The organism is Pseudomonas sp. GL_093 (genome assembly GCF_057837605.1).
This window is the reverse complement of sequence record NZ_CM174448.1, coordinates 1,416,648-1,436,852: the sequence shown is the minus strand read 5'-3', so window position 1 is coordinate 1,436,852 and position 20,205 is coordinate 1,416,648. Positions and strand designations below refer to the sequence as shown.

Genomic DNA, 20,205 nt, shown 5'->3' with positions numbered 1-20,205 from the left:
CAATCGGTGATTTGAGCCGCCAAGATATGGAGCCGAACGCCCTCTAACAAACGGTTCAATTGCGCGTTTCTCCTAGATTTGCGATCTAGGTGAAACGCGGAATTTAACCCCGCGTTTTCGCTGTTTTCGCCGCATAGACTGCGGCCTATGTACTACTCGACCGAAGTTAAAGAAGCCGCCAAACGTCTGTTTCTGCGCCGCTGTAAGGCCAAGGAAATTCAGGCGCAACTCAACCTGCCCAACATCCGGATCGTCTATTACTGGATCCGCCAAGGCGGCTGGGAAGACATGCTGTCGGACGAAGAACCGCTGACCGCTGTCGGCCGGCGTATCACCCTGCTCCTGGACAAAGTCGGCAGCCTGTCGAAGGACGATCTGAACGAGCTGGACCGGCTGACCGCCGTGCGCGAACGGCTACTGAAGCAAGCGGCCAAACCGGCACCGGCCGCAGCAACTTTTGGCGACGACCAGGGCGAGCCCTTGGAGCCGCGTCAACGCTCACGTGGCGATCGCCAAAGCCGGGGCGACGGTGGCGGCAAGAAACGGGAGAAGAAGGCCAAGAACGACATCAGCGGCCTGACCGAAGTCGACTTCCTGGATAAGTTCATCAGCAAGATGTACCGCTACCAGCAGGAGCTGTTCGCGGCCAAGCAGAACCCGCTGACATGCCGGATCCGGAATATCCTCAAAAGCCGCCAGGTGGGTCTGACTTACTACTTCGCCGGCGAAGCATTCATGGACGCCGTATTGAGCGGCGACAACCAGGTGTTCCTTTCCGCCAGCCGATCGCAGTCGGAGATCTTCCGCAGCTACATCATCCAGTTCGCCCAGCAGTGGTTCGGCATTGAGCTGACCGGCAACCCCATCACCCTGAGCAACGGCGCGGAACTGCGCTTCCTCAGCACCAACAGCAGCACCGCCCAGGGCTACCACGGGCACGTCTACGTCGACGAATATTTCTGGATCCGCGACTTCGACAAACTCAGCACCGTGGCCAGCGCCATGGGTACCCACAAGAAGTGGCGCAAAACCTACTTTTCGACGCCCAGCGCCGTGTCGCACCAGGCTTATCCGTTCTGGTCTGGCGAGGAGTTTCGCAACAGCAAGCGCGGAAAAAAGGCCGGCGGCACCTGGCCGATCGAAGCGGCATATACACAGGGCGCTCTATGTCCGGATGGCCAATGGCGCAAGACCATCACTATCCAAGATGCGATCGACGGCGGCTGCGATCTGTTCGACCTCGAGCAGCTGCAACTGGAGTACGACGAGGACAAGTTCCAGCAGCTGTTCTATTGCAAGTTCATCGACAGCACGCAGAGCGCGTTCGGCCTGAAAGACCTGGAGCGCTGCTATTCCGACCTGTCGTTGTGGGAAGACTACAAGCCCGATGACGATCGACCATTCGGCAACAGCCCGGTCTGGCTGGGCTACGACCCGAGCCGCACCCGCGACGATGCCACCTGTGTGGTCATTGCCCCGCCGCTGGAGCCCGGGGCGAAGTTCCGGATCCTCGAGAAGCACAGCTGGCGCGGACATTCGTTCACCTACCAGGCCGCCCAGGTCAAGAAGCTCACCGAGCGTTTCAACGTCCAGCACATCGGCATCGATGTCACCGGCGTGGGTTACGGCGTGTTCGACCTGGTGCGCGACTTCTACGCGAAAGCCACGCCGATCCACTACAGCCTGGAAGCCAAAAACGCCCTGGTGCTCAAAGCGCAGGACACGATCCAAGGTAGCCGCATCGAGTGGGATGCCGGCTGGACCGATATTGCCCAGGCGTTCCTGACCATCAAGCGCGGTACCACCAACAGTGGCCAGGTCACCTACAGCGCTTCGCGCACCGATGCCACCGGCCACGCGGATATCGCCTGGGCGGTCATGCACGCCCTGGCCAACGAACCTTTGAACACCAACAAGCGGCGACGCAGCCGCTACGTCACGAGTGGAAACAATGCCCAATCCTCGACACAAAAAACGCCAGGTCAACCAACAGGTGCGACAGCCACAGCCCATGCGGGCATTCACCTTCGGGGAACCCGAACAGGTGTTGTCGGGAAACATCGGCGAGTACATGGGGGTGTTTCCCAGCGACGACGGCGAGATTTACAAGCCACCGGTGTCACGCATCGGCCTGGCCAAGCTGCTGCGCGCCAACGCACACCACGGCGCCATTCCGAAGTTCAAGCGCAACCTGTTGCTGCGTGAGTTCATCCCTTCAGCCGGCTGCAGTGCTCGGACAATGGGCTGCGCGGGCCTGGATTACATGGTGTTCGGCGATGCGTTCTTCTACCGCGACACTAACGCCTTCGGCCAGGTGCTGGAACTGCAGCACCTGCCGGCCATCAACATGCGGGTGAAAGTGGACGGCGGATTCCGGATGCTGCTGCCGGACAACAAATTCATGGACTTCGACCAGGACGAGATCGAGCACGTCATGGACTACGACGTCGAGCAGACCATTTACGGCATCCCGGATTACCTCGGCGGTCTGCAGGCGCTGTTGCTCAATGAAGCCGCAACCCTGTTCCGCCGGCGCTACTACAGCAACGGCGCTCACGCGGGTTACATCTTCTACACCAACGACCCGGACCTGACCGAAGAGGACGAAGAAAACCTGCGCGCCCAGATCAGTGCCAGTAAGGGTGTGGGCAACTTCCGCTCGATGTTCGTCAACATTCCCAACGGCAAGGAGAACGCCATTCAGATCATCCCTGTGGGGGATTTTCAGGCCAAGGACGAGCTGGAGAAGGTCAAGAACATCACCCGCAACGACGTGATTGCAGCTTGGCGAATGAACCCGGCGCTGGCCGGCATCATTCCGGAAAACAACGCCGGCTTTGGCGATATCGAAAAGATCGATCGGGTCTACACCAGCAACGAGATTCGGCCGATATGCCAGCTATTCAACCAGGTCAACGACACGCTACGACCTGACAGGAAAATTAGCTGGACAACCCCCGACGAAGAAGAAAAAACCACTGCATAAATAGACAGTATTTAGTGATTATCACCAACGGTGACGGCATAATGATGGCTCTGCAACCCTGGGGAGGGAACCATGCGAATTTACTGCACTGCCTGCGACCACAAAGGGCGAATCAGTTCACGGGAGGAGATTACCCGGGGCTACGTGAAGCTTTACTGCCAGTGCTTGGACGCGCAGTGCGGACACACATGGGTATCCGAACTGACTTTCAAGCACTCATTGCGGCCTCCGGGACAACGCCTCGACACGCTCCTACTGGAGAGAATCAGAAGCTTGCCGGCGGAGCAGCAGCAAGAACTGTTCCTGCAGGTTGGCTCCTCGCAACGAGGCTGACCACAGGACCAGGTTCGCAACCTTCCCGACGCATCCAAGCCTCTCCGTTCACGTGCCCCCAGCGCGCATCTATCAACATCGATCTTGAATCATGCATCGGAATGCCTGCACCGCAGGCATATAAGCCGCCAACAAAATCTCAGCTGGTACTCACAATCTCGGCGCGGCGGAACCCGCGCAGCGGCCGGTTGTCCGACAAATTCGCACCCAAAAATCTGAGCAGCGCCGTCCGATCGTGCCCGCGACCGCTGCCAGTGAAATTTGCAGCTCACCTCGGCGCGCCCAATTGCCGCTTTGTGCCCGCTGGGTCCCCGGCACGGAGTGCAGGGTATCCAGCATGGGTGCAGGGCACTGCCCTGCCGCAGGGCGGGCGCGTAGCCCGCGATCCTCATAAAAAGATGAGCGCAGCGAACTGAGCCCTTGGGCGAAGGCATCATCTTGTACCCAACACACTGACCTTGTGGACACCTCGAAAGTCTCTTTTTTATACCCTTTGGGGATGCTGAGTGGGGTTTAAAATTCCATTTAATTCAAAGGGATCCTGGATGCCCTTCCCAAACGCCGGCGACACCGGGAAATGACGCTGGAAAATGGGCGCGCACGCGACCGTTTGCCTGCATGACGATGCATGGCGGCAGAGTTAGTGCGGAGGTGGGGAGTTTTTTCGACCACCAGGCGTAGCCTGGCCTCGCAGGGGATGCGATTACTTCGAGGGGGTGTCTTTCTTGACCTGCACATTGCGCAGTAGGCGCGCCATGGATTCGTCCAGCCCGCCAGGGCTCTTGTCGGGCTCCAGGGAAGGCTTTGCGCCCCCAGGTGAACCACGAGCTGGGGTAAGTGTTTCTGACTGGCTGTGAGCCTGAGCCGCCTTGCGCGCCTCGCTCTTTTCCCAATTGCTACGGGACTGCTGTCGACGGAACTCCTCCAAAGAAGCCTTTTCTTGGCGCGCAGCACGAAGTCCGCTTACCTCGCGAAGTTCTTTTTCTCTGCGCTTGATTGCGGCCTTCTTAGCCCGAAACCAGAGGTAGCGTAGACCAAGGTCTGCAAAGAACTTTTCAGTGAAGCGCACCAAGACGCGGGTCCGCACGAGGTTAAGTCCTGCCTCATCCTTCTCATCCAACCGCACTTTTTCAATGCGTCGGTAAACGTACCCTGCCAAATCCAAGCTGTGCATAAGGCGATTGAGAGACGCGGGGGACATATCGCTATCTTCGGCGACACTGCATTGGGTGTTGAGGAAGTACTGCCCTCGCTCGATGTCCAGCCATCCCAGCACGCCAGTGGCCAAATCCAGGCGCAGCAGCATTTGCTCGGATGCCTTGGCCAGTGCGTCGAATTTCTCGGAACGGGTGCGGCGACCACCATGGATGGAGTCCAGATCGCGCAGGTACTTCCCGCGCAGGTCGCCGATCTGGCTCAGTCGAGAGAACGCCATGCGCAGCAGCGGGTTTTTCAGCTGCTGGCCAGTCAGGCGCCGCGGAGCCGAATACCGAGGTGCTCGAACTGGGGCACGCAAGGCGGCGTGGGGATCTTTTTTGTCGCGATGCACAGCAGTAGGTCGGCCCTTGGTTGGGCTGCCCTTGCGGCTGCTTGCCGATCGCGAGTGGATGTCCTTGTCCAGGGAAGTCACAGAGGCTAGTTCACCCGGGACAAGTGAGGCTTTTCGGGTTGCTCGAGCAGAACAGTCTCGGCGCGCGAGCGCAGTTCACTGCAGCGGGCTTCGACCGAACGTAGCCGATCGACAAACTCGGGCAACTTGTCCAGGTCCTCGAGGTCGATGCGACCGTCAGCCAGAATCTCGCTACCCAGGGCGACCGTATTGCCCAGCCGCGCCACCAGTTGGCCGAACGCCCCCAGCGGGTTGCCATCGCCATCCAGCTCGCGTGCACCAGTCAACCCGTGACGGTGAGCCAGCTCATTGATGCAGCGATCCTTAAAGTCGCCTTCCAGCGCTTCAACCCACGACTCCTCGACCCAGCTCGGCAGGTCTACTTCGCCACTGAGCCAGCGACCTACGCGGCGCAGCCAAGCGCCGGATGCTTTCAAGAACGACGCGGTGTCGTTGCTCAAGGCAAGCGCTTCGAAGTCGGGCACGTCTTTACTGAAAGCCTTCGTGGGAATCTGACGATGCAGACTGAAGCTCAATGCTTGGGCGAAGTCGTCCTGGCTGAAGCCCGTACGGGCAATCATCTCGACGGCATGAGCCACCAGCACCTGGTCGCGGGAAATGGACGGCTGTCCTGGATTGGACGTGGTCATGTTGACGGATGCTCATTAGCCTTTGTCAACGCCACGCCCGACTCTTGGTCAGGCTGCTCTTCGCAACCAGATTGGGTGGTTTTTTGAGATGGGAATGGCCGTGTTTCTTCACCTGTGCAAGAACCATCGTCAGCAACCGTAACGATGATGGATCTGCCGGTACGAATGGCCTTTGCGATGGATGAAGGTTTTGCGCCAAGAGCGCGAGCAACGCGGGCTTGCCCCATCCTTAACACCAAGTCACCTAGGGAAATTTCTTCCATGCCATACACCTCAAACTGATGAATGGAAGAATATTAACCGCAGGCATATTTTTAATCAATGCCGCTGGCTAACCATTATCATTAGCCTGCGGCTTATACTTTGAAAATGACTAAGAAAAAACCCATAGACCCTGCTCTTTTTGCGGAATGCCAACGGGCAAACGAGCTCTATCTTTCGAAGAAGAACGCTCTCAAACTCAATCAAAGAAAGATTGCTGACGCGGCGGGCATAACGCCGGTATCGGTGAACCATTACCTGAAGGGCATAAATGCACTAAATGCCCGATTCGCCTCGGTGTTGGCCAGATTGCTAAACGAGCCAATCGAGAGTTTTAGCCCTAGGCTCGCTGCTGAGATTGCAGGGATGGCAGCCACTAGCACCCACTCCAACATAGCCCCCATGCTGCAGCCGCATCGAGAAGCAAGGGAATATCCGCTCATTACATGGGTCGCCGCCGGTGAGCGCATCGAGTCTTCGAGTTGCTACCCTTCTGGAATCGCGGACGAATGGCTGTCTTCTACTGAAAACGCGGGGCCGCGCGGATACTGGTTGAAAGTGAAGGGGAAATCGATGACGTCAGAGACGCCGCCAAGCTTTCCCGAGGGCACTCCGATCCTAATTCGCCCCGAAGGTTTTGACTTAATCAGTGGCAAGTTCTACATAGCTCGCCACACCATCAGTGGCGAAACCACCTTCAAGCAGTACACCTTGGACGCAGGGGTCGGCTACTTGGTGCCACTCAACCCAGAGTACAAGGCGGTTATCCTAGACGGGACGTGGGAGATCATTGGTCGAGCAATCGACGCCAAGATCACCGGGATGTAGCCAACCGGGCTAAACATCCTTCGCTCTTTACTTTCTTACCTTCCGCGAAACCGTCTGAGCGGTTATTCCAGGAGGGGCACTGTGCACCACGATATGCCCCTGACCGATCTTGAAGTTCTTTATCACCGCAATGCATACGTTCCACGCCTCGCGCGCTACGGTATCGCCGGACTCGATCACATTGCCCTGGTCGTCAATGATAGCGAGCCGTGCGGGGCGACCATCAGTTGTGCTGAACTCATAACCGTTAGAAACATTTGCACTAATGCGGCCGTGCTCGAGCGTACCTGTCTTGGGAATGCCAATCATGGACGTGCCCCTTCTTCTGTGGTGGCTGAATACATGTTCGCGATTAATGCGATGGTGCTGGCGTGCAGATCGCGGCGGCTTTGAGCCTGGTTAATTGCACCCCAATTTTCATCAGCGATTGCCCTATCAATGTCAGCATTCGCACACCTATATCCGGCGATACTCTTTTTGAACAGAAGTTTGGCATCTGACTTCAAGATGGTGATGGTCAAGTGCTCGTCTGGCGGGATGCGATCAGCATTTGCCAGTTCTTCCAAGAAACGGGCTACCCGCTCACCTGTGTCGTGGTGCTTGGCCAATGTAATGCTGTTTACACTGTCGCCCAGTTCAACTCGCACCAATACATTGTGATTGCACTGCTCAACGACGACGGTAGCTATGGCCCACACAGACCCAGCTATGGCATCACGCAGCTCGTGTTTAAAGATCCCGTTCTGAGTTACCTGGTTGGCTAACTGCGGTCGGGAGCTAGGGGAAAGGCAAAGGGTACGCATGCTGTTAATCTCCAAAGCGATCACGTCCGTGCGTAGCACCGACGTGAACCAGTGAAGATAAATTAGCCTCAGGCTAATATAATGTCAAATGTGCGCGGCATATTTTTTCAATTTTATTACCCGCCGATTAATCAGAAGGCATGATGATTGGTCCACGTCAGTTGAGCGGCGCCATCCTCAAGGCGCCTCAGGCGCACGTTCTCCTCCGAGTCCAGCTGTTCAAGGAGACAGTCCCAATCGACCTCTAACTCTCCAGGGTGCCGCATGATGACAGTCCGTCTCCGACACTGCGCTGCTGGACTGTTCACTTGTCGATAAACTCTGTTAGCTAGCTGCTCATAAGGCGTATGGGAATCCTGCAGAACACAGGCGCTTTGCAACATAAATGCTCCTTGCTTTTACTGTATATCCAACCAGTATATGGTGGCAGCTTGCCTGACCACAAGATCATCCCCAGTCTTCGCTTGCCACCCACTCGCCAGTACGGCGATCGATTTGAATCAACCGGTGCTGCCCAGTGCGGGAGAGAAGTTGCACATCGATTGCACGGCCCTTGCGGTCTTCGACATTCATGCCCCTCATGTAAATTACGATCCGTTCAAACGTGTCCATGATCAATTGCCGGACCTTCTCGCGCGCGCTGTAGTCGCCGGCAAATACTTGTGTTGCCAGCTCCTCCCATCGATCGGCTTGCGCCGGCCGGACGCCGCTAGACATCGAAGCCACTTCAAACTCCAGCTGCTGGACCTTTTGCTGGGCCGCACCCAGTTGTTCCTCTAATTCCCTGGCCTTGCGGATGAAGGCGATTGGCGAGGCACCACTCTCGGCCGCCAGCAGTGCATCCGTTATTTTCCCGAGCTGTGTAGTGATTTTTTCCACAGCTGCACGAGCAACAACCAATTGCTGACGGACACCTTTGCCATCGTCACCCACCTGCAGGAGGCGCTGCAGGTTAAGTTGGTCAGAACAGAAATTCAGCAAGGCACGTTCGATAGGTACGACGCTGCAGCTGCCGCTCGCTTGGCAACCACCGTTATTGCTGTATGACGTGCAGTGCAAACGTCGATGCCCATCAGCGAGGCTTCCATCCGCCCGCCGGCGGCTCATGAGATTCTGTGCCACCAGAGCAGTGCCGCAGTAACCACAATACGTGACACCGATACCGGTAATGATCCCAGGGATCTCACCAGCCCCACGGCGCCGATGTCGCTGGCCAGCCAAGTGTTGCAGCTCTCCCCACTCCGCGTCGGAGAGTATCCGTGGGTAATACTCCTCGAGCATGTAATCTTCGCCGTCCACCGACAGCCGCTTGGCCCCCCGCAGCGCGGGCAATTTGATCAGTCGGTAAACTTGCTGGCCAGAAATCCCCCAACTGGAAAGCTCGTGTCCCTCCTGGTGCATAACGATAGCGGCCCGTCCGGCACCGAGGCCTTGCTGATATAGCTCTAAGGCTCGACGCACAGCGCTTACGCGTTCAGGGATCAGTTCCCAGCCCTGTTCGTTCCAGCGCAACCATTGAGGGTCTTTTCCATTACGGATCAGTCCACGAAATGAGCCGGCTATCCACCCTTCGCACTGCCGGCGGATTGCGGCTTTAACGCGCTTGCTCTTTGTGTCGGACTCTTCATGCGCCCGTATCATCACCAGGAGCGAATAGACCAAGTCCATAGGTTGGGCCTTCAAACCCGCTCGGTTGTACTCGCGGCCATCGCTGGCAGTGACGACTGTAATACCGGCGTTGATGATTTGGGCCAACTGGGCTTGGGCCTGTATGGGCTCCGCTCGGCTTAGGCGGTCCAAGCCTTCAACGATCAGCACTGATCCGCTAGCGATTCGGCCGTCTTCAATCGCTCGAAGGAAAACCCCCAATGCCCCCTGAGTGACATGACGCTGGTGGAATGCAGATAGCCCCTCATCCTTCAGTGTGAGCGTTGCATCCAATTCCATCCCTTTCTTCGCCGCCCAAGATGCAGCGTAGGCAAGCTGGCGGTCCGCACTACTGCCAGCAGCCTGACGAGGGTCTGAAAAACGAAGATAACTAAATACTTTCCCGATAACAGAGTTCATGCTTTGTCAGGTTTCGGCTTCGTTTTTTGCTTCGGCTGGAAAATCCCTTTCATTTTCTCCATAGATGTATGAGCAGCACCCATAGACTCCATCATATAGTTAAAATCGTTGGCAACACTTCCTTTATAAGTTGGCCAATTTACATCTTCCTTTAAGACCGTCGCCATTTGTTTACGAGCCCCCTCATCTTTTCCTTCAAACTCTCTCAACGCATAATACCCCAAGAGATATCGATCATACACCGATCTGACTCTAAGGCAGGATAATGAGACCTCCACGTAATATCGATATTGTTTAAAAAACCAAGCCGCAAGAAACTCAACAACAATAAATGTCATCGAACAAGCTGCCATTCCGACATACATTACATGAGGATCTGGCTTTGTGAGATTAGCAAATACCTGCCAGATTACGATGGCAAGGACATAGAAAACGAGTCCGCCCGCCATAAATGCGACCCCCTTATCTAGAAGCTTTCTAGCCGTAATCTCAGAACTGGTGGCATAGGCGGACAAAGACTTGAGTATATTAGAGATATAAGCCTCGAACGGCGTATCGCCGGACACTGCACCATAACTGAACTCTTCCCGATTTTCGTCTTTATCTTTTTTTCCGCCACCATCTTCAACGGCAGTAAACTCCACCCCCCATGTTGCTCGCATAATAAACTGAAGTAATTTAGACAACGAAGAGGACAACTTAACCCTTCCCTCTGGAGTGTTTACCTTTTCAAAAGTTGCACTCCCCAAGATTGTTACCTTAGCTGTAAAAACGATAGTGGCGACTCCGACGCCGAACAGCAATGCAGATAAGGCCAACTTGTTATCGAATGCAGCCTCGACCAGTTCCGGACGATTAAATGCCAATAACCCATAAATAAAGGCCAGAACGGCACAATAGGCTATAGTCGCTCCAACTACAGCGGTAAATTCCCTGGACTTGTTAAGATCTCTTCGCACGACATACAAATTTTCTGACTCTGCATTTCGACCTATCTCAGTATCATTTGACATTCCTTCCTCCCCACTATAATGAGTGCTTCAATTAATCGGGACAATTTTTGCACATTTTTTGTTCAACGATTTAGAATCGCGCACCTCGAAATTTGATCAGGGCGAACCACGCAGGCAATAAAGATATGAGCGACCATTAAGCTTCAGCCTTCTCTTTTTTTGCGGCAACGTCTTTCACTTTTTCAAGCATACCGGTGAGCGAATCGAACAGCTGAACCATATGGTTAAAATCACTAGCTTTTGAATTTAATGGGTCGGGCCATTTGATCTCTTCCGCCATAACTTTTAAAACTTGGGCTTTAGATTCCGCAAAGGTAGCGGGATCTTGGCTCGAAAACTCCTTAACTGTCAAATATGACAATAAGTATCGATCAAATACGGATTTCACTCGCATAAACTGAATGGAAGAATCAATAAAACTTCTATACTGTTTTAGGAACCAAGCCGCCAAAAACTCCACCACAAGAAAAGTAAAAGAACAAGAAACAACCCCAAATATAAGTTGTTTATCTACACCCCATACATGAGCCACAACCTGCCAAACAAATATCGACGCAACGTAAAAATATATTCCTCGCCGCAAATACATCGTACCAGTATCCAAAAGTTTTGAGGCTTTCTTATCTGACAACTCAATATGACTTTCAAGCGACTTTATTAGACCATGTATATAGGACTCGATAGCGCTCAATTCCTTCGCTTCCCTAACGGGAGCCTCAGGATGCTCGCCACTTTCAGGACTAGGAACCTCCTCTTTCTTCCCGACCTGAAGCTCTTGAATTCTATTTCTCAACTCGATAATCTGCATATCGAGCCGCTTGGTATTTGCACCTTCATAGTCGATATCTATAAAACTTTTAGACCCTCGAGTCTTATTAACAATTGTTTCATAAATAATTGAGAAAGCCAAAATGCCGGCTAGTCCAAAGCCTGCGAGTACAATAGCAGTATCGTAATCAACAAACTTTATACCGCTATTAATCCAAATATCTCTTTTCAATACATAAGTTGCAAAAACACCCATCATCAAAAAAATCAGGCTGGCGATCGCATATTTCTGCCTACGCCTTATTTTTCTCACAGCATGATCGTCTGTCTCCCAAGAATAGACTATGTTGCCTGGCCCCTTGGTAAATCCTCCTTGAGGAGTCACATCCTCCTGAAAACCCTTGTAACGATGCTGATCACTGCCGTAATACATTGAAAGGCACTCCCTACCTAGATAACCAAAAGTCGCGATTGATTATTAATTGCAACTATTTTTTTGCACATTTTTTGTACAGCGTCTAGAATCGCGCGCCACGAAATTTGACCAGGGCTAACCCTGCAGGCTGTGAGTATATGAGCAATAATCCACGTGTAGGGTTTATATCGTTAGGGTGCCCCAAAGCACTGGTCGACTCCGAGCGCATCCTTACCCAGCTGCGCATGGAAGGCTATGACGTTGTGTCCACTTACGAGGACGCCGACGTCGTGGTGGTCAACACCTGCGGTTTCATCGACTCGGCCAAGGCTGAATCGCTGGAAGTGATTGGCGAAGCCATCAAGGAAAACGGCAAGGTCATCGTGACCGGCTGCATGGGCGTCGAAGAAGGCAACATTCGTAAAGTGCACCCAAGCGTGCTGGCCGTGACCGGTCCGCAACAATACGAGCAAGTGGTTAACGCCGTGCACGACGCTGTGCCGCCGCGTCAGGATCACAACCCGCTGATCGACCTGGTGCCGCCGCAAGGCATCAAGCTGACCCCGCGCCACTACGCCTACCTGAAGATTTCCGAAGGCTGCAACCACAGCTGCAGCTTCTGCATCATCCCGTCGATGCGCGGCAAACTGGTCAGCCGCCCGGTCGGTGACGTGCTCGACGAAGCTCAGCGCCTGGTCAAGGCCGGCGTCAAAGAGCTGTTGGTGATCTCGCAAGACACCAGCGCCTACGGCGTCGACGTGAAATACCGCACCGGTTTCTGGAATGGCGCGCCGGTGAAAACCCGCATGACCGAACTCTGCGAAGCCCTGAGCACCCTCGGCGTCTGGGTTCGCCTGCACTACGTTTACCCGTACCCGCACGTCGACGAGCTGATTCCGCTGATGGCCGCCGGGAAAATCCTGCCGTACCTGGACATCCCGTTCCAGCACGCCAGCCCGAAAATCCTGAAAGCGATGAAACGCCCGGCCTTCGAAGACAAGACCCTGGCCCGCATCAAGAACTGGCGCGAAATCTGCCCGGACCTGATCATCCGTTCGACCTTCATCGTCGGCTTCCCCGGCGAAACCGAAGAAGACTTCCAGTACCTGCTGAACTGGCTGACCGAAGCGCAACTCGACCGCGTCGGCTGCTTCCAGTATTCGCCGGTCGAAGGCGCACCGGCCAACCTGCTGGACGCGGCCATCGTGCCGGACGACGTCAAGCAAGACCGCTGGGACCGTTTCATGGCGCACCAGCAAGCGATCAGCTCGGCACGCCTGCAAATGCGCGTCGGCCGTGAAATCGAAGTGCTGGTCGATGAAGTCGACGAGCAAGGCGCGGTTGGCCGCTGCTTCTTCGATGCCCCGGAAATCGACGGCAACGTGTTCATCGACAACGGCAGCAACCTGAAACCAGGCGATAAAGTCTGGTGCAAAGTGACCGACGCCGACGAATACGACCTGTGGGCTGAACAGATCTAAACGCAAAAAATACGAAAAGCCCTGCTCTCTTGACGAGATGCGGGGCTTTTTTACGTCTATCGTTTTGTGGGAGAAAGGATTCGCACCATTGACAGCAACGGCTATTAAAAAGAAGGAGCAGCCGGCCATGCGCCAACATTCGGTCATCCACACGCCGAAACAGAGCGACTACGAAGAACTCACTCAAGTCTGGGAAGCCTCCGTGCGCGCCACTCATGACTTTCTGCCGGAGAGCTACATCGAACTGCTGAAGAACCTGGTGCTGACGCGCTACCTCGATGCAGTGATGCTGATCTGCACCAAAGACCCGCGCCAGCGCATCACCGGGTTCGCCGGGGTCGCGGCGGGCAAGATCGAAATGCTCTTCATCGACCCCGCTCACCGCGGCCAGGGCCTGGGCAAGCAGTTGCTGCGCTATGCGATGGAACACCTGAATGCCGATGAACTGGACGTCAACGAACAGAACCCGCAAGCCCTGGGCTTCTACTTCAAACAGGGCTTCGAGGTGATCGGTCGTTCGGAAGTCGATGGCATGGGCCAGCCTTATCCGCTGCTGCACATGCGTTTGCGCCAAAACCAGCAACACTCACAACACGGCTGACACCACACAGAACAACTGTAGGAGTGAGCCTGCTCGCGATAGCGGTGTGCCATTCAACAGATAAATTAACTGAACTACCGCTATCGCGAGCAGGCTCACTCCCACAAAAAGCTGTACGGCGCAAATGGAGCCGGGATTAACCGACGCCAGGCAGGTACAATGCCCACCCCTTTTTTGTTACGGCCCTGTCATGACTGACCCGATTCGTCTCTCCAAACGCCTCATCGAACTCGTCGGCTGTTCCCGTCGGGAGGCTGAGCTGTTCATCGAGGGCGGCTGGGTCACCGTGGACGGTGAAGTCATCGACGAGCCGCAGTTCAAGGTCGAGAACCAGAAAGTCGAGCTTGATCCAGAAGCCAAGGCCACTGCGCCGGAACCGGTGACCATCCTGCTGAACGTGCCCGTGGGCATGGATGCGGAAACGGCCATGGCAACGATCAGCGCCGAGACCTTGAGCGAAGAACACCGTTTCAGCAAACGTCCGCTCAAGGGCCACTTCCTGCGCCTGACCGCCAGCACTGACCTGCAGGCCAACGCCAGCGGTCTTCTGGTGTTCACCCAGGACTGGAAGATCCTGCGCAAACTCACTGCCGACTCCGCCAAGATCGAGCAAGAGTATGTGGTCGAAGTTGAAGGTGACATGGTGGCTCACGGCCTCAACCGCCTGAACCACGGCCTGACCTACAAGGGCAAGGAACTGCCGCCGGTCAAAGCCAGCTGGCAGAACGAAAACCGCCTGCGTTTTGCGATGAAGAACCCACAACCGGGCGTCATCGCCCTGTTCTGCCAGGCCGTAGGCCTGAAGGTCGTCGCCATCCGCCGCATCCGCATTGGCGGCGTGTCCATCGGCAAAGTGCCGCTAGGCCAATGGCGTTACCTGTCCGGCAAAGAGAAGTTCTAAGACTTCTCACGCCGCCACACATTTTGGCGCCGCTGTTTATGCGACGCCCACTGCTGAATATCAGGATTGCACACCATGATTCATAACGACGTACTGCGCAGCGTGCGCTACATGCTCGACATCAGCGACAAGAAAGTCATCGAGATCATCAAGCTCGGCGGCATGGACGTGACCCTGGAAGACCTGGTGACGTACCTCGACAAGAAAGAGGAAGACGAGGAAGGCTTCGTACGCTGCCCGGATGAAGTCATGGCGCATTTCCTCGACGGCCTGGTGACCTTCAAGCGCGGCAAGGATGAAAGCCGTCCGCCGCAACCGATCGAAGTGCCGGTGACCAACAACATCATCCTGAAGAAACTGCGCGTAGCTTTCGAACTGAAAGAAGACGACATGCACGCCATCCTCAAGGCCTCCGAGTTCCCGGTGTCCAAGCCTGAGCTGAGCGCGCTGTTCCGCAAGTTCGGCCACACCAACTACCGTCCGTGCGGCGACCAGTTGCTGCGCAACTTCCTCAAGGGCCTGACCCTGCGCGTTCGCCCGCAGTAAGTGCCCGCCGGCCTTGAGCTGCAAACCTGCGGCTCAAGGCCAGGCTGTATAGACCCTCATTCCTCGCAAAAATAGTGGCTCCGCTTCCGGCGGCTGACGACTAGGGTGTATTGACCCTCAGCTCTCAGGATTCGCCATGCACCCGTATTTCTCCCTGCAAGGCCGCACCGCTCTGGTGACCGGCGGCACCCGTGGTATCGGCAAAATGATCGCCAAGGCTTTTGTCGAGGCCGGCGCCACCGTGTACGTCTGCGCCCGGGATGCCGAAGCCTGTCAGCAAACGGCTGATGAATTGAGCGCCTTCGGTCGTTGCCACGGAGTGGCGGCCAACCTGGCCACCGAAGAAGGCGTACTTCAACTGGCTACGCGACTGGGCGAGCAGATCACTCATCTGGATATTCTGGTGAACAACGCCGGCACCACGTGGGGCGCGCCGCTGGAGAGCTACCCGGTCAAGGGTTGGGAAAAGGTCATGCAACTGAACGTGACCTCGGTGTTCAACTGCATTCAGCAGTTTTTGCCATTGCTGCGTAAGGCCGGTTCGGCAGCGAATCCGGCGCGAATTATCAATATCGGTTCAGTGGCGGGCATTTCGTCCTTCGGCGAACAGGCGTATGCCTACGGGCCGAGTAAGGCTGCCCTGCATCAACTGTCGCGGATTCTGGCGCGGGAGCTGGTGAGCCAGCACATCAACGTCAACGTCATCGCGCCGGGGCGTTTTCCGAGCAAGATGACGCAGCACATCGGCAATGATGAGCAGGCGCTGGCCGATGACACGGCGTTGATTCCGATGAAACGCTGGGGTCGGGAGGAAGAAATGGCGGCGCTGGCGATCAGTCTGGCGAGTACGGCCGGGGCTTACATGACGGGGAATATCATCCCTCTGGATGGCGGGTTCAGCCTCTAAGATCGGCGGCGCGGCCATCGCGAGCAGGCTCACTCCCACAGTAGATCTATGGTGCTCAGGAGATCTACTGTGGGAGTGAGCCTGCTCGCGATGGCGGACTGACAGGCACCACCGATTCAACAGTTGATCGGGTTATCATGCCCGCCCAAATTCCCGCCTCGACCCCAGACCATGACCTACAGCGTTTCCCCCATCGGCTTTGTGCGCTCCTGTTTCAAGGAGAAGTTCGCCATCCCGCGCCAGCCACAACTGGCCCCGGCCGCTCGCGGCGTACTGGAATTGGTGGCGCCGTTCGATCAGGGCGATGCGGTGCAAGGTCTGGAACAGGTCAGCCACGTGTGGCTGCTGTTCCTGTTTCACCAGGCCCTGGAAGAAAAGCCACGGTTGAAAGTCCGCCCTCCTCGTCTCGGCGGTAACAAATCCATGGGTGTGTTCGCCACGCGCGCGACGCATCGGCCCAATGGCATCGGCCAATCCGTGGTGAAGCTGGACAAGGTTGAAGCCAATCGCCTGTGGATATCCGGCATCGATCTGCTGGATGGCACGCCGATTCTCGACATCAAACCCTACGTGCCTTACGCCGACATCATTGATACGGCCTCCAACAGCATCGCCAGCGCTGCACCGCAGCTGATTCCCGTGCAGTGGACGGACTCAGCACTGCAACAGGCTCACGGCCATGCTCAGCGCCTTGAAGAACCGCTGGTGGAGTTGATCGAGCAATGCCTGGCACAAGACCCACGTCCGGCGTACCAGATTCCTACACCAGAACGGGAATACGGCGCGCAGTTCTGGGACCTGGACGTACGCTGGCATTATCCCGAAGCCGGGGTTATCCGCGTTCTCGAGGTTATCCCGGTTCCCAACGTGTAGGGATTGCATTGGACATAAAAAAGCCCCCATTGCCTGCATAGGCAATGGGGGCTTTTCAGTGATGCGATGTTCTTACTTCTCGACGAACGCTCGCTCGATCAGATAATCACCCGGCTCGCGCATCCGCGGCGACACTTTCAGGCCGAAGCTGTTCAACACTTCGCTGGTCTCGTCGAGCATGCTCGGGCTGCCGCACAGCATGGCGCGGTCGTCCTGCGGGTTGATCGGTGGCAGACCGATGTCGCTGAACAGCTTGCCGCTGCGCATCAGGTCGGTCAGGCGACCTTCGTTCTCGAACGGCTCACGGGTCACGGTCGGGTAGTAGATCAACTTGTCGCGCAGGGCCTCGCCGAAGAACTCGTTCTGCGGCAAGTGCTCGGTGATGAACTCGCGGTAAGCGACTTCGTTGACGTAACGTACACCGTGGCACAGGATCACTTTTTCGAAACGCTCGTAGGTTTCCGGGTCCTGGATGACGCTCATGAACGGCGCCAGACCGGTACCGGTGCTGAGCAGGTACAAATGTTTGCCAGGCTTCAAGTCATCCAGCACCAGCGTGCCGGTAGGCTTTTTGCTGATGATGATCTCGTCGCCTTCCTTCAGATGCTGCAGCTGGGAAGTCAGCGGGCCATCAGGCACCTTGATGCTGAAGAACTCGAGATGCTCTTCCCAGTTCGGGCTGGCAATCGAGTAAGCGCGCATGAGCGGCCGGCCGTTGGGCTGTTGCAGGCCGATCATCACGAACTGACCGTTCTCGAAGCGCAGGCCCGGGTCGCGGGTGCACTTGAAGCTGAACAGAGTGTCGTTCCAGTGGTGAACACTGAGGACACGCTCGTGGTTCATGTTGCTCATGTACGTGGGACTCCTGGAGATTTGGTCTGCGCGTGCTCTGCGCCTGCTCTGCGAAAAATGAGCTGCTGTGCGCAATTGCATCGCATTCTAATGGCAGCGACAATATCTGTTAACTGGATTATTAAGATAAGGGTTATCGGTTATATCGATATGCGATTTACTCTCCGTCAACTTCAAGTATTCGTCGCCGTCGCCCAGCAGGAAAGCGTATCCCGTGCTGCGGGTCTGCTCAACCTCTCGCAATCGGCGGCGAGCACCTCGATCACCGAGCTAGAGCGTCAGTCCAGCTGTCAGCTGTTCGACCGCGCCGGCAAACGGCTGAGCCTCAACGCCCTCGGCAAACAGCTGCTGCCGCAAGCGGTGGCGCTGCTCGACCAGTCCAAGGAAATCGAAGACTTGCTCAATGGCAAGTCGGGATTCGGCTCTCTGGCAGTCGGCGCGACCCTGACCATCGGCAATTACCTGGCCACCTTGCTGATCGGCAGCTTCATGCAGCGCCATCCGGAAAGCCAGGTGAAGCTGCACGTGCAGAACACTGCCAACATTGTGCAGCAGGTCGCCCACTATGAAATTGATCTGGGTCTAATCGAAGGTGACTGCAGCCATCCAGACATCGAAGTGCAGAGCTGGGTCGAGGATGAACTGGTGGTGTTCTGCGCGCCCCAGCATCCACTGGCCAAGCGCGGCACGGCGACCATGGAAGAGCTGACCCACGAGGCCTGGATTCTGCGGGAACAGGGCTCTGGCACGCGACTGACCTTTGACCAGGCCATGCGTCACCATCGCAGCTCGCTGAATATCCGACTGGAACTGGAACACACCGAAGCGATCAAGCGTGCGGTGGAGTCCGGGTTGGGGATTGGCTGCATTTCGCGTCTGGCGCTACGCGACGCGTTCCGCCGTGGCAGCCTGGTGCCGGTGGAAACGCCAGATCTGGACCTGGCGCGGCAGTTCTATTTCATCTGGCACAAACAGAAATATCAGACGTCGGCGATGCGTGAATTCCTCGACCTGTGCCGCGCTTTTACCGCTGGGGTTCAGCGCAGCGACGAGATCGTTCTGCCCACCATCGCTTAAAGCAGGATGACTGCCCAGACCAGCGCAATCATGCTCAAGGCTACGAACTGAGCGGCGCTGCCCATGTCCTTGGCGTTCTTGGACAGCGGGTGCAACTCAAGGGAAATGCGGTCGATGGCTGCTTCCACTGCCGAATTGAGCAATTCGACAATCAACGCCAACAGGCAAACAGCAATCAGCAACGCCTGCTCGACACGACTGACGTTCAGGAAGAACGACAGCGGAATCAATATGACGTTGAGCAACACCAGTTGCCGAAAGGCCGCTTCGCCGGTGAAGGCTGCGCGCAGACCGTCCAGCGAGTAACCGGAGGCGTTGAGGATGCGTTTTAGGCCGGTTTGGCCTTTGAAAGGTGACATAAAGTGGGCAACTGACCAAAAAATGAAGTGGGAAGGCTAGATTAAGCACAGTCAAAAAAGCGTGAACGCGCCGCGCCTGATTAGCTCGAAATTGACTCAAGTTGTTGCAGAAGCAAGGCTGCCTGGGTCCGGGTCCGCACATTCAGCTTGCGAAAAATCGCGGTCACATGGGCCTTGATCGTCGCTTCGGAAACGCTCAGTTCGTAGGCAATCTGCTTGTTCAACAAGCCTTCACAGACCATGGTCAGGACACGAAACTGCTGCGGCGTCAGACTCGCAAGGCCTTCGCTGGCGGCCTTGGCTTCGGCGGAAACGCTGACGGCCTCGAACGCCTGGGGCGGCCAGAACACATCACCATCGAGCACCGCGCGTACGGCTTTCTGGATGACGCTCAGATCACTGGACTTGGGGATGAAGCCGCTGGCGCCGAATTCACGAGACTTGACCATGATCGAGGCTTCTTCCTGGGCCGACACCATGACCACCGGAATCTGCGGATACTGACCGCGCAACAGCACCAGCCCTGAAAAACCGTAGGCCCCCGGCATGTTCAGGTCCAGCAGCACCAGATCCCAGTCGGACTTCTCGTCCAGACGGGTTTCCAGCTCGGCAATGCTTGCCACTTCCACCAGACGGACTTCCGGGCCCAGGCCCAGGGTCAACGCTTGATGCAGGGCGCTACGAAAAAGAGGATGGTCATCGGCAATCAGGATTTCGTATGTGGCCATTTTTCAAATGATCCTGTTTTTCAAACAACTCGAGGTACAGCCACGGAGCTGTACCAACAGGGCACGTTCAACGCCAATCACGTGGCTATCCACGTAAAGAATACGGCGTATCAAACTTGGCCGCGCCCTAATCGGCGCCAAGCATGC

23 protein-coding genes are annotated in these 20,205 nt (G+C 56.1%); 11 read left to right on the top strand and 12 right to left on the bottom strand.

Annotation, left to right across the window (positions count from 1 at the left end; all coding sequences use genetic code 11):
* The first annotated feature begins 147 nt into the window (after positions 1–147).
* The 3 genes from AC3IUE_RS06410 (at position 148) to AC3IUE_RS06400 (ending at position 3,319) form a co-directional block, all read left to right on the top strand.
* On the top strand, positions 148–2,205 hold the full coding sequence (locus AC3IUE_RS06410; protein ID WP_489266246.1) for a terminase large subunit domain-containing protein: 2,058 nt from the start codon (positions 148–150) through the stop codon (positions 2,203–2,205).
* Positions 2,144–2,986 carry a phage portal protein gene (locus AC3IUE_RS06405; protein ID WP_489268757.1) on the top strand — a complete coding sequence of 281 codons (843 nt, stop codon included), beginning with the start codon at positions 2,144–2,146 and terminating at the stop codon, positions 2,984–2,986. Before AC3IUE_RS06410 ends, AC3IUE_RS06405 begins: the two co-directional genes overlap by 62 nt.
* A gap of 72 nt (positions 2,987–3,058) precedes the next feature.
* Positions 3,059–3,319: an ogr/Delta-like zinc finger family protein gene (locus tag AC3IUE_RS06400; RefSeq protein WP_489266244.1), complete on the top strand. Its 261-nt coding sequence runs from the start codon at positions 3,059–3,061 to the stop codon at positions 3,317–3,319.
* Positions 3,320–4,022: 703 nt separating this feature from the next.
* On the opposite strand, the gene AC3IUE_RS06395 is transcribed toward AC3IUE_RS06400, so the two are convergent.
* Genes AC3IUE_RS06395 through AC3IUE_RS06385 form a run of 3 tightly spaced genes read right to left on the bottom strand, consistent with a single transcriptional unit; the run spans position 4,023 to position 5,841 of the window.
* Positions 4,023–4,949: a hypothetical protein gene (locus tag AC3IUE_RS06395; RefSeq protein WP_489266242.1), complete on the bottom strand. Its 927-nt coding sequence runs from the start codon at positions 4,947–4,949 to the stop codon at positions 4,023–4,025.
* A gap of 5 nt (positions 4,950–4,954) precedes the next feature.
* The gene (locus tag AC3IUE_RS06390) at positions 4,955–5,578 is read right to left on the bottom strand and encodes a hypothetical protein (RefSeq protein WP_489266240.1); all 624 of its coding nucleotides are present in this window, start codon (positions 5,576–5,578) and stop codon (positions 4,955–4,957) included.
* Positions 5,575–5,841 (bottom strand): Cro/CI family transcriptional regulator, encoded by a 267-nt coding sequence (locus AC3IUE_RS06385; RefSeq protein WP_489266238.1) that lies wholly within the window; start codon positions 5,839–5,841, stop codon positions 5,575–5,577. Before AC3IUE_RS06385 ends, AC3IUE_RS06390 begins: the two co-directional genes overlap by 4 nt.
* Before the next feature lie 106 nt (positions 5,842–5,947).
* On the opposite strand from AC3IUE_RS06385, the gene AC3IUE_RS06380 reads away from it, so the two are divergent.
* The gene (locus tag AC3IUE_RS06380) at positions 5,948–6,667 is read left to right on the top strand and encodes a S24 family peptidase (protein WP_489266236.1); all 720 of its coding nucleotides are present in this window, start codon (positions 5,948–5,950) and stop codon (positions 6,665–6,667) included.
* Positions 6,668–6,694: 27 nt separating this feature from the next.
* Here the strand turns inward: AC3IUE_RS06380 and AC3IUE_RS06375 are convergent, their stop codons facing one another.
* From AC3IUE_RS06375 to AC3IUE_RS06350, 6 genes are all read right to left on the bottom strand, one after another.
* The gene (locus AC3IUE_RS06375; RefSeq protein WP_489266234.1) at positions 6,695–6,976 is read right to left on the bottom strand and encodes a hypothetical protein; all 282 of its coding nucleotides are present in this window, start codon (positions 6,974–6,976) and stop codon (positions 6,695–6,697) included.
* Positions 6,973–7,470, bottom strand: coding sequence for a hypothetical protein (locus AC3IUE_RS06370; RefSeq protein ID WP_489266232.1), 498 nt, complete (start codon positions 7,468–7,470; stop codon positions 6,973–6,975). Before AC3IUE_RS06370 ends, AC3IUE_RS06375 begins: the two co-directional genes overlap by 4 nt.
* A 131-nt stretch (positions 7,471–7,601) precedes the next feature.
* A complete protein-coding gene (locus tag AC3IUE_RS06365; RefSeq protein WP_489266230.1) occupies positions 7,602–7,853 on the bottom strand; it encodes a DUF1654 domain-containing protein in 252 nt (83 codons plus the stop codon).
* A 64-nt stretch (positions 7,854–7,917) separates the two neighbouring features.
* Positions 7,918–9,537 carry a recombinase family protein gene (locus AC3IUE_RS06360; RefSeq protein ID WP_489266228.1) on the bottom strand — a complete coding sequence of 540 codons (1,620 nt, stop codon included), beginning with the start codon at positions 9,535–9,537 and terminating at the stop codon, positions 7,918–7,920.
* Positions 9,534–10,550: a hypothetical protein gene (locus tag AC3IUE_RS06355; RefSeq protein ID WP_489266226.1), complete on the bottom strand. Its 1,017-nt coding sequence runs from the start codon at positions 10,548–10,550 to the stop codon at positions 9,534–9,536. Before AC3IUE_RS06355 ends, AC3IUE_RS06360 begins: the two co-directional genes overlap by 4 nt.
* A 136-nt stretch (positions 10,551–10,686) precedes the next feature.
* Complete coding sequence (locus tag AC3IUE_RS06350; protein WP_489266224.1) at positions 10,687–11,751, bottom strand: hypothetical protein; 1,065 nt, start codon at positions 11,749–11,751, stop codon at positions 10,687–10,689.
* Between the two features lie 140 nt (positions 11,752–11,891).
* Between AC3IUE_RS06350 and rimO the strand changes: the two genes are divergently transcribed.
* From rimO to tsaA, 6 genes are all read left to right on the top strand, one after another.
* Entirely contained in the window at positions 11,892–13,214 is a 1,323-nt protein-coding gene (rimO, locus tag AC3IUE_RS06345; RefSeq protein WP_489266222.1) for a 30S ribosomal protein S12 methylthiotransferase RimO, read from the top strand.
* Between the two features lie 127 nt (positions 13,215–13,341).
* On the top strand, positions 13,342–13,815 hold the full coding sequence (locus AC3IUE_RS06340) for a GNAT family N-acetyltransferase (protein ID WP_056739225.1): 474 nt from the start codon (positions 13,342–13,344) through the stop codon (positions 13,813–13,815).
* A gap of 190 nt (positions 13,816–14,005) precedes the next feature.
* Positions 14,006–14,716, top strand: a complete 711-nt coding sequence (locus tag AC3IUE_RS06335) for an rRNA pseudouridine synthase (protein WP_008153970.1) — start codon at positions 14,006–14,008, stop codon at positions 14,714–14,716.
* Between the two features lie 75 nt (positions 14,717–14,791).
* Positions 14,792–15,262: a YehS family protein gene (locus AC3IUE_RS06330; RefSeq protein WP_056739223.1), complete on the top strand. Its 471-nt coding sequence runs from the start codon at positions 14,792–14,794 to the stop codon at positions 15,260–15,262.
* A 136-nt stretch (positions 15,263–15,398) separates the two neighbouring features.
* Positions 15,399–16,169 carry an SDR family oxidoreductase gene (locus AC3IUE_RS06325; RefSeq protein WP_046046270.1) on the top strand — a complete coding sequence of 257 codons (771 nt, stop codon included), beginning with the start codon at positions 15,399–15,401 and terminating at the stop codon, positions 16,167–16,169.
* Between the two features lie 171 nt (positions 16,170–16,340).
* Positions 16,341–17,042: a tRNA (N6-threonylcarbamoyladenosine(37)-N6)-methyltransferase TrmO gene (gene tsaA / locus AC3IUE_RS06320; protein ID WP_489266219.1), complete on the top strand. Its 702-nt coding sequence runs from the start codon at positions 16,341–16,343 to the stop codon at positions 17,040–17,042.
* Between the two features lie 72 nt (positions 17,043–17,114).
* Here the strand turns inward: tsaA and fpr are convergent, their stop codons facing one another.
* Complete coding sequence (gene fpr, locus AC3IUE_RS06315) at positions 17,115–17,894, bottom strand: ferredoxin-NADP reductase (RefSeq protein ID WP_003443014.1); 780 nt, start codon at positions 17,892–17,894, stop codon at positions 17,115–17,117.
* A 150-nt stretch (positions 17,895–18,044) separates the two neighbouring features.
* Here fpr and AC3IUE_RS06310 point away from each other — a divergent pair, with 150 nt between their 5' ends.
* Positions 18,045–18,971, top strand: a complete 927-nt coding sequence (locus AC3IUE_RS06310; protein WP_008153977.1) for a LysR family transcriptional regulator — start codon at positions 18,045–18,047, stop codon at positions 18,969–18,971.
* Here AC3IUE_RS06310 and AC3IUE_RS06305 read toward each other — a convergent pair.
* Positions 18,968–19,330 (bottom strand): diacylglycerol kinase, encoded by a 363-nt coding sequence (locus AC3IUE_RS06305; RefSeq protein ID WP_008010143.1) that lies wholly within the window; start codon positions 19,328–19,330, stop codon positions 18,968–18,970. The two genes, AC3IUE_RS06310 and AC3IUE_RS06305, sit on opposite strands and share 4 nt — an antisense overlap.
* Positions 19,331–19,410: 80 nt before the next feature.
* Positions 19,411–20,058, bottom strand: coding sequence for a response regulator transcription factor ErdR (gene erdR, locus AC3IUE_RS06300; RefSeq protein ID WP_046046272.1), 648 nt, complete (start codon positions 20,056–20,058; stop codon positions 19,411–19,413).
* Positions 20,059–20,205 lie beyond the last annotated feature (147 nt).

Coding starts and splice junctions, on each gene's coding strand:
- AC3IUE_RS06355 (WP_489266226.1), bottom strand. CDS start 10,550: ATGTCAAATGATACTGAGATAGGTCGAAATGCAGAGTCAGAAAATTTG.
- AC3IUE_RS06390 (WP_489266240.1), bottom strand. CDS start 5,578: ATGACCACGTCCAATCCAGGACAGCCGTCCATTTCCCGCGACCAGGTG.
- AC3IUE_RS06325 (WP_046046270.1), top strand. CDS start 15,399: ATGCACCCGTATTTCTCCCTGCAAGGCCGCACCGCTCTGGTGACCGGC.
- AC3IUE_RS06410 (WP_489266246.1), top strand. CDS start 148: ATGTACTACTCGACCGAAGTTAAAGAAGCCGCCAAACGTCTGTTTCTG.
- AC3IUE_RS06340 (WP_056739225.1), top strand. CDS start 13,342: ATGCGCCAACATTCGGTCATCCACACGCCGAAACAGAGCGACTACGAA.
- AC3IUE_RS06335 (WP_008153970.1), top strand. CDS start 14,006: ATGACTGACCCGATTCGTCTCTCCAAACGCCTCATCGAACTCGTCGGC.
- AC3IUE_RS06375 (WP_489266234.1), bottom strand. CDS start 6,976: ATGATTGGCATTCCCAAGACAGGTACGCTCGAGCACGGCCGCATTAGT.
- AC3IUE_RS06380 (WP_489266236.1), top strand. CDS start 5,948: ATGACTAAGAAAAAACCCATAGACCCTGCTCTTTTTGCGGAATGCCAA.
- AC3IUE_RS06350 (WP_489266224.1), bottom strand. CDS start 11,751: ATGTATTACGGCAGTGATCAGCATCGTTACAAGGGTTTTCAGGAGGAT.
- AC3IUE_RS06305 (WP_008010143.1), bottom strand. CDS start 19,330: ATGTCACCTTTCAAAGGCCAAACCGGCCTAAAACGCATCCTCAACGCC.
- AC3IUE_RS06400 (WP_489266244.1), top strand. CDS start 3,059: ATGCGAATTTACTGCACTGCCTGCGACCACAAAGGGCGAATCAGTTCA.
- AC3IUE_RS06360 (WP_489266228.1), bottom strand. CDS start 9,537: ATGAACTCTGTTATCGGGAAAGTATTTAGTTATCTTCGTTTTTCAGAC.
- rimO (WP_489266222.1), top strand. CDS start 11,892: ATGAGCAATAATCCACGTGTAGGGTTTATATCGTTAGGGTGCCCCAAA.
- AC3IUE_RS06365 (WP_489266230.1), bottom strand. CDS start 7,853: ATGTTGCAAAGCGCCTGTGTTCTGCAGGATTCCCATACGCCTTATGAG.
- fpr (WP_003443014.1), bottom strand. CDS start 17,894: ATGAGCAACATGAACCACGAGCGTGTCCTCAGTGTTCACCACTGGAAC.
- AC3IUE_RS06310 (WP_008153977.1), top strand. CDS start 18,045: ATGCGATTTACTCTCCGTCAACTTCAAGTATTCGTCGCCGTCGCCCAG.
- erdR (WP_046046272.1), bottom strand. CDS start 20,058: ATGGCCACATACGAAATCCTGATTGCCGATGACCATCCTCTTTTTCGT.
- tsaA (WP_489266219.1), top strand. CDS start 16,341: ATGACCTACAGCGTTTCCCCCATCGGCTTTGTGCGCTCCTGTTTCAAG.
- AC3IUE_RS06385 (WP_489266238.1), bottom strand. CDS start 5,841: ATGGAAGAAATTTCCCTAGGTGACTTGGTGTTAAGGATGGGGCAAGCC.
- AC3IUE_RS06330 (WP_056739223.1), top strand. CDS start 14,792: ATGATTCATAACGACGTACTGCGCAGCGTGCGCTACATGCTCGACATC.
- AC3IUE_RS06370 (WP_489266232.1), bottom strand. CDS start 7,470: ATGCGTACCCTTTGCCTTTCCCCTAGCTCCCGACCGCAGTTAGCCAAC.